The following is a 6,793-nucleotide window of genomic DNA, read 5'->3' on the forward strand; positions in this document are numbered from 1 at the left end:
GATGAGCATTCGTCTCAAACGTTTTTCGTTATCAATGACTTTTCCAGATTATTTGGCACAGTTGTTTTCAATGTGAGAGCTGTTATTTTTAAAAACACGCTTCCTATTTTGAGATTGGGAGAGAGAGTCATGCGTTTGTCGTGCTGTTTGAGTCATATTAGTTGACCAAAATATAAAATTCTGATATTATTAATATCTTTGGGGGAGGATTATATGTTAAAATTTGCAGTGGGATGCATGGCTACAACCTTGCTCGAGTTATATGTATTCCAAACAGTTGGAATGATGGAAGTTGGTGTCCATTTGACATGTCTTGGCATGTTGTTTCTAACTTTTAATTTGGTAAAGAATGATAAGATAAAGGAAATAATCGTGTCCAATGTGTGTATGATGACTGTTCTCTTAGTACTTCGATTTTCTGAAAAAACGTTTCGCTATATTCCGAATACAAGCAAGTTATTGATTTTTATCGGTGTTATAGTGATTGCTGAATTATTCGGAGGATTCTGGGGGCGAAAATTTACTCGCGATCGCTTTTAAACAGACCTAGTAGCAATTCTGCCATCAGTAGTTCCAAGATTGACTTTTAAGCATATAGAAAAAACGAGTTCTCATTTTATTTCGAGAGCTCGTTTTGAATTTTAGTTGATAAGCTAGTCATGGCACCAATTCGTGGTCGGGTTTGAAACTGGTATGCATTGATATCTTTTTTGATATCCGCCATGACAAATTGCGCATAGGCAAGCTCAAGCCTGACGGCATCCAAATGTTTCTTAGTCTCAGCCGTTTCTGAAATCAGATCGCCGCCGATTGCTTTTAAATCTTTAAAATAGTCGATAATGCTCATGTCATTTTTCCTCTTTCCTTTGAGCCAATGCTACTAGGTGTCTGATACCACTGATTCAGGTATTAAGGGGTGTTTAAAGTACGCTGAAGTTCGTTTAGGTCGATGTCATGCTCTGTGAAGCTAGCCGTGAAGCCATCCTCTTTGCTATAGCGCGGAATCAAGTGAACATGCATATGAAAAACGGTTTGTCCTGCGATAGTTTCGTTGTTTTGAAGTATATTCATACCGCTTGCGCCCAGTGTTTTGGTAATGCGAGTAGCGATTTCAGGGATTTTAGAAAATAGCGTTGCAACATCTTCAGCAGACATTTCTAAAACGTTTCGGATATGTTTTTTGGGAACAACCAAGGTATGACCTTTGGTCGTCTGTGTGATGTCGAGAAAGGCTAGAACATCATCGTCTTCATAAATTTGATAAGAGGGGATATCCCCAGAGATAATTTTACAAAAAATGCAATCTGTCATGAATTTTACCGTTTCTTTTCTGAATTTTGTTATAATTATAGTATAGCATTTTATGTAAAAAAGAGTATAGAAAGCGCATATGACATTAAAAATAGAAAATTTAACAGGTGGTTATTTCGGAACGACCGTTCTGAAAGACGTGGATTTTATGGTCAATGACGGTGAACTTGTCGGCTTGATTGGCCTAAACGGTGCAGGAAAGTCGACGACAATTCAGGAGATTATTGGGTTGCTGACACCCTATCAAGGTCAGATTTTGCTGGATGGGGTGAGTATCCGTGAGGACGCTGAAACCTACCGTAAAAAAATTGGTTTTATTCCTGAGCAGCCGTCTTTATATGAAGAATTGACCTTGCGCGAGCATATTGAAGTGACAGCCTTAGCCTATGATGTTGCGCCAGAAGTGGCTATGGTACGTGCTGAAAAATTACTGAAAACGTTCAGACTTTCTGATAAGCTAGATTGGTTTCCGGCGAATTTTTCTAAAGGGATGAAACAAAAAGTGATGATTATCTGTGCTTTTTTGACTGAGCCTTCCCTTTATATTATTGATGAACCATTTTTGGGGCTTGACCCCCTTGCTATAAATGACTTGATTGACCTGATGTTAGAGATGAAAAAAACAGGGGCATCTATCTTGATGTCGACGCATATTTTATCAACTGCAGAGAGGTTCTGTGATAAATTTATCGTCTTACATGAGGGTCGAGTCATTGCAGACGGTGATTTAGCGGCATTACGTGTGAAATTTAACTTGCCTGAGGCAAGTCTTGATGAGATTTATGTCGCTTTGACTGATGAAAGTTGGCAGGCGCATGGCTAAAGACATCTATGATTTATTTGCTAAACGGCGCGGCAATTGGCGGTCGCAGAATCTGAAGTATCTGCGTTATGTCTTCAATGACCATTTTGTTCTCATTCTCATGTTACTTATTGGTTTTCTAGCCTATCAGTATGCAGATTTCTTGAAAAATTTACCGGCGCATTGGCTACCGGGTTATGTGATAGCTGTCCTAATCTCTATTATGGTGTTGTTTTTCGGGCGATTAGCGACGTTTGTTGAACGCGCAGACCAACAATTTCTCCTAGCAAAAGAAAAAGCTGTTCAAGCCTATCTGATAAGCGCTGTGAAAAAATCACTACTCTTTCCAGCGGTTGTGATTGTTTTGATGACGGTTATCATCAGCCCGCTTATTAAATTGCCACTTCCCTTAACGCTAGTCTGGGCTATCGTCTTAATCGCGATTAAATATTTTCTGCTTTCGAAAAAAGCGCAGTCATTTGTTCAAGATGAGCTGATTCAGTGGCAATCACTTATCAATTATGAAAAAAATCGTCAAAATGCGGTGCTGAAGGTATTTAGCCAGTTTACAGAGGTCAAGGGCTTACAGCAGCAGGCTAAACGGCGCAAGTATCTGGATGTTCTGCTGCCTAAGTCAAAAATGACTTATGATTATCTTTTCATCAGAACTTTTTTGCGAAGTGGTGATTATTGGATGCTTATGTTGCGTTTGCTAGGACTTGCTGTGCTTTCGCTTATCTTTATTCATGCGGATATTTTTGCTTTGTTACTCGCTTTAATTTTTGATTACTTACTTGTTTTTCAACTGTTTCCGATTCGTCAATCTCAGGATTATCAAATCTTGACCAATCTTTACCCACTTAAAGCAAGTGCTAAAAATTTGGCAGCGAGCAAGTTGATTCGAAATCTGGTGTTTGCGGTTAGTTTGGTTGAGCTAGTAGTGAGTCTGCTAACTTTCCAGAATAAACTGCTTGCAGGTGTTTTTGTGCCGATTGCTGTCTTTCTGGGTGTCCTCTATCCAAAATGGAAACTCAAATAAGAGGTTGGGACAAAAATCCTCTAAAAAAATAGGCTATGAACCATTTCCGATGTTAAACGGAAACGTTCATAGCCTATTTTGTGTGAAAGAGACTGGGACAAAAGTTTCAAAATACGAAAACCGCACGAAATGCGTTTCTGGAAACGTTGATTTCATGCGGTTTTTCAGTTTCAAAATTTGTCAAAAATAAGGAATTCCTGACTTTTGTCCCAACCTCATTAGCAAGAAAAGTGCTGCTACCATTGAAAAATCAAGAACCTGTGAAAAGTCGAAAGTTAGCATCAGTTTAGTCTATCCATTTTTGAAGCCTTTTGTCCCAATCTTTTAATACCCGATTTTTTCGTAATCTGTGATTTTCTCTATTTTGTTGTCGTCTGTGACAAAGACGACTTGTGGTTTGAGAACTCTAGCCTCTTCTGGTGTGACTTGCGCATAGACCATGATGATGATTTTATCCTGGACTTGGACTTTTCTGGCAGCTGCACCATTGAGGCAGATGACGCCTGTATCTGCTGGGCCTTCAATCACGTAGGTCTCAAAGCGCTCGCCATTATTAATGTTCACGATGTGTACTTTTTCATAGGGGAGTAAGCCTGACGCTGCTAATAATTTAGCGTCGATAGTGATACTACCGACATAGTCCAATTCGGCCTGTGTGACGGTGGCGCGGTGAATTTTGCATTTCAGCATATCTAGTAGCATGTGTTAGGCCTCCAAATGTATAAGTTTGTTATCTATCAGTCGTGTTTGGTCAACATAGACGGCAAGTAGCAGTAAGATGTCTGTGGTGATGATGTCGATGTCTTGTAGGGTGGTAGGGTCGACGATTTTGATATAGTCTATTTGGGTTAAGGATTGGGTTTGAATATGTGTGTTGAGGGCGGCTATAATATTGCTCGTTTTGAGCTCACCATTTGAAATGAGGGTTTCGGCTAGTGTTAGCGCTTGGAATAAGATGACGGCCTGTTGTCGAGCATCTATGCTGAGATAGGTATTGCGTGAGCTTTTAGCGAGACCGTCGGGTTCACGGATAATTGGGCAGACAACTAATTCAATATCTTGGTTGAGGTCACGCACCATTTGCTGTAGCACGGCTACTTGCTGGGCATCTTTTTGTCCGAAGTAAGCTTTGTTTGGTTGGATGAGATTAAAGAGTTTGGTGACGATTGTTGTGACACCACGAAAATGCGTGGGACGACTTTTACCTTCTAGGAGGTCACTAATGCCAGATGTTGTGACATAGGTATTAAAGCCAGATGGGTACAGCTCAGAAACGTGAGGTGCAAAGATAAGGTCAGCACCTGCCTCTAGACACTTGATTTGGTCTTGGGCGAGGTCTCGTGGGTAGGTATCTAAATCTTCGCCTGCAGCAAACTGGGTGGGATTGACAAAAATACTGACGACGACACGGTCATTGTCAGTGGCGGCCTTGCGGATGAGGCTTTGATGACCTTCATGCAAAAAGCCCATAGTTGGCACTAGACCGATTGTTTGGTTTTCATGCCGCCATAGTACAAGCTGTGTTTTGAGTTCCGAAATGGTTGTAAGAGTTGGTATCATGTCTCAGTTTCCTCTATATTGTGTAAGGTAAATTCTTGCTTTAATTTTTGGATAATATCGGGATCAATTTTGTAGCTCTCGGTGTCATTTGGAAAATCGCCAGACTGGACATCTCTTTGAAAGTGGGCAACAGATTCCTTGATGAGTGTGCCACCTTCAGCAAAACGTCGGACAAATTTTGGCTGTAAGGTATCAATCATACCTAGCATGTCTTGATAGACTAGGACTTGACCGTCAGTCGCGTTGCCTGCACCGATACCAATGGTCGGAATGTGTAAAAGTTGGCTAATGAACTCGGCCAATCGCGCAGGAATGCCCTCTAGGACAACTGCAAAAGCTCCGGCATGTTCCACCGCAAGGGCGTCTTTAATCACTTGTCTTGCAGCGACTTCCGTGCGCCCCTGTATTTTGAAGCCGCCAAAGGCATTGACAGATTGTGGGGTTAGCCCGAGATGTGCGACGACAGGGATAGCGGCTCTTGTGATAGCTGTGATGACATTCGTGAAAGCCTCGCCTCCTTCTAGTTTGACGGCATTTGCGCCACCTTCTTGAATCAGGCGACCGGCATTACTGACGGCATTTTCAGTGCTGACGTGGTAGGATAGAAAGGGTAGGTCAGCCACGACAAAAGCGTTTTTTGCGGCGCGTGAGACGGCTTTGGTGTGGTGAATCATGTCGGCCATTGTTACTTTTAAGGTGTCTTCGTAGCCCAGCATGACCATCCCGAGGGAATCTCCGACCAAAAGCATATTAATCCCAGCCTCATCGAAAAGTTTGGCTGTTGTGAAGTCGTAGGCAGTCAACATTGTGATTTTTTGCTGTTTATTTTTTTGTGCTTGAAGTGATAGGACTGTGTTTGGCATGTTTATCTCCATGTCTTGTTGATTAAAGTGCGACGTTGTTTTTTGCTTTCTCATATCTTATCACAATATTCTGATTTTTAGTCTAATATAATGTTTTTTGTTTTAAAATAGCGTTGATTATTCGGAAAAATCGTGATAGAGGATTTTTCTATGAGTGGATAACTGCATATTGGCACGAAGTTTTGAATTTAAAATTTCAAGTATCTTCCAAAAATATGGTATGATAGATTAGGACAACACTTGACAGGGGGTGAACAAAAAGTTATTGTGCATACTTTTGACAAGGTTATTAAGAGACAATTATTGGAATGCTTCGCGAGAAAATCTCGCTCATCATTAAAGGAGTTGCCATGATGAAACATCTAGATTACAGGCACCAAGAGAAGTGGGCGCTTGCTGATCATACTTTGATCCCTCAGTCGCCGATTGATGTGCAGACGGATCAGTTGTTAGCTGAGGTGGATACCTCTTTACAGATTAATTTGCCAAGCGACCAAGAAGTTATTGTGAAAGATACGCCGGTTGGGATTCAGATTTATGCGGATGGTGATTTGCAATGGCGAGGGCATGAATATATGCTCAACCGTTTCCATTTTCATGATGGGGCTGAGCATTTGGTCAATGGTAAAAGACACGTAGCAGAGATTCATTTTGCTTTTGAGAGTGTGGACATTAACCAGCTGGTTCTGGCTGTTTTTGCCGATGTCGATGAAGATTGCACAGATGACAGTATCTTGACACTGTTAAATAGCCCGCATAAATTGGTTGACTTTGATATCAATAAATTGTTACCCCAAAATCAGACTTTCTGGACTTACAAGGGTTCAATGACGACACCACCATTGAACCAAACGATTACTTGGCTGATTTTAGAAGAGCCAATCAAAATTTCACCAGCTGAGAAAGATTTATTACAAGATAAATTGCGGAGCAATTACCGCAATATCCAAGAAATGAAGGGTCGCGATGTTTATCGCATCGAAGATTAAGAGTGAGTGAGGTCAGTCGGGGAGAAGTTCGTGGCAGCTTTGTTGATGCTTGAGTAGATAGACAGAAACTGTTTGGAGTGGTATAAATTTTGACTAGAAAAATACGAAAAATAAATTTTTTCGCAAGTGCTATCAAGGACTTGTGCTCAATAAAATTTTATTGATCCATATGCCTCCTTGGTGGCGTATAGAGTTGGTGGTTACGTAGTAGCGTCTCCACCAAACGCAC

General features: G+C 41.1%; 9 protein-coding genes. 4 read left to right on the forward strand and 5 right to left on the reverse strand.

Annotated features, from left to right (window positions below):
- Nucleotides 1-213: 213 nt before the first annotated feature.
- The gene (locus ACYQ21_RS14190; RefSeq protein WP_460059211.1) at nt 214-540 is read left to right on the forward strand and encodes a hypothetical protein; all 327 of its coding nucleotides are present in this window, start codon (nt 214-216) and stop codon (nt 538-540) included.
- A 76-nt stretch (nt 541-616) separates the two neighbouring features.
- Here the strand turns inward: ACYQ21_RS14190 and ACYQ21_RS14195 are convergent, their stop codons facing one another.
- Together ACYQ21_RS14195 and ACYQ21_RS14200 are read right to left on the reverse strand one after the other, a co-directional pair.
- The gene (locus tag ACYQ21_RS14195) at nt 617-847 is read right to left on the reverse strand and encodes a hypothetical protein (RefSeq protein ID WP_460059213.1); all 231 of its coding nucleotides are present in this window, start codon (nt 845-847) and stop codon (nt 617-619) included.
- Between the two features lie 62 nt (nt 848-909).
- A complete protein-coding gene (locus tag ACYQ21_RS14200; protein ID WP_460059216.1) occupies nt 910-1,311 on the reverse strand; it encodes an HIT family protein in 402 nt (133 codons plus the stop codon).
- A gap of 79 nt (nt 1,312-1,390) precedes the next feature.
- Between ACYQ21_RS14200 and ACYQ21_RS14205 the strand changes: the two genes are divergently transcribed.
- Together ACYQ21_RS14205 and ACYQ21_RS14210 are read left to right on the forward strand one after the other, a co-directional pair.
- Nucleotides 1,391-2,134, forward strand: coding sequence for an ABC transporter ATP-binding protein (locus ACYQ21_RS14205; protein ID WP_460059218.1), 744 nt, complete (start codon nt 1,391-1,393; stop codon nt 2,132-2,134).
- The gene (locus ACYQ21_RS14210) at nt 2,127-3,152 is read left to right on the forward strand and encodes an ABC transporter permease (RefSeq protein WP_460059220.1); all 1,026 of its coding nucleotides are present in this window, start codon (nt 2,127-2,129) and stop codon (nt 3,150-3,152) included. Before ACYQ21_RS14205 ends, ACYQ21_RS14210 begins: the two co-directional genes overlap by 8 nt.
- Nucleotides 3,153-3,476: 324 nt before the next feature.
- On the opposite strand, the gene panD is transcribed toward ACYQ21_RS14210, so the two are convergent.
- From panD to panB, 3 genes are read right to left on the reverse strand one after another with little or no spacing between them, the layout of a single operon-like run.
- The gene (panD, locus tag ACYQ21_RS14215; protein WP_460059222.1) at nt 3,477-3,854 is read right to left on the reverse strand and encodes an aspartate 1-decarboxylase; all 378 of its coding nucleotides are present in this window, start codon (nt 3,852-3,854) and stop codon (nt 3,477-3,479) included.
- A gap of 3 nt (nt 3,855-3,857) precedes the next feature.
- Nucleotides 3,858-4,709 carry a pantoate--beta-alanine ligase gene (panC, locus tag ACYQ21_RS14220; protein ID WP_460059226.1) on the reverse strand — a complete coding sequence of 284 codons (852 nt, stop codon included), beginning with the start codon at nt 4,707-4,709 and terminating at the stop codon, nt 3,858-3,860.
- The gene (panB, locus tag ACYQ21_RS14225; RefSeq protein ID WP_460059223.1) at nt 4,709-5,575 is read right to left on the reverse strand and encodes a 3-methyl-2-oxobutanoate hydroxymethyltransferase; all 867 of its coding nucleotides are present in this window, start codon (nt 5,573-5,575) and stop codon (nt 4,709-4,711) included. Before panB ends, panC begins: the two co-directional genes overlap by 1 nt.
- A gap of 350 nt (nt 5,576-5,925) precedes the next feature.
- On the opposite strand from panB, the gene ACYQ21_RS14230 reads away from it, so the two are divergent.
- Nucleotides 5,926-6,564, forward strand: coding sequence for a carbonic anhydrase family protein (locus tag ACYQ21_RS14230; protein WP_460059224.1), 639 nt, complete (start codon nt 5,926-5,928; stop codon nt 6,562-6,564).
- Nucleotides 6,565-6,793: the final 229 nt, after the last annotated feature.

Source organism: Pseudolactococcus yaeyamensis (genome assembly GCF_054658615.1).

Coding starts and splice junctions, on each gene's coding strand:
- panD (WP_460059222.1), bottom strand. CDS start 3,854: ATGCTACTAGATATGCTGAAATGCAAAATTCACCGCGCCACCGTCACA.
- ACYQ21_RS14190 (WP_460059211.1), top strand. CDS start 214: ATGTTAAAATTTGCAGTGGGATGCATGGCTACAACCTTGCTCGAGTTA.
- ACYQ21_RS14230 (WP_460059224.1), top strand. CDS start 5,926: ATGATGAAACATCTAGATTACAGGCACCAAGAGAAGTGGGCGCTTGCT.
- ACYQ21_RS14205 (WP_460059218.1), top strand. CDS start 1,391: ATGACATTAAAAATAGAAAATTTAACAGGTGGTTATTTCGGAACGACC.
- ACYQ21_RS14210 (WP_460059220.1), top strand. CDS start 2,127: ATGGCTAAAGACATCTATGATTTATTTGCTAAACGGCGCGGCAATTGG.
- ACYQ21_RS14200 (WP_460059216.1), bottom strand. CDS start 1,311: ATGACAGATTGCATTTTTTGTAAAATTATCTCTGGGGATATCCCCTCT.
- panB (WP_460059223.1), bottom strand. CDS start 5,575: ATGCCAAACACAGTCCTATCACTTCAAGCACAAAAAAATAAACAGCAA.
- ACYQ21_RS14195 (WP_460059213.1), bottom strand. CDS start 847: ATGAGCATTATCGACTATTTTAAAGATTTAAAAGCAATCGGCGGCGAT.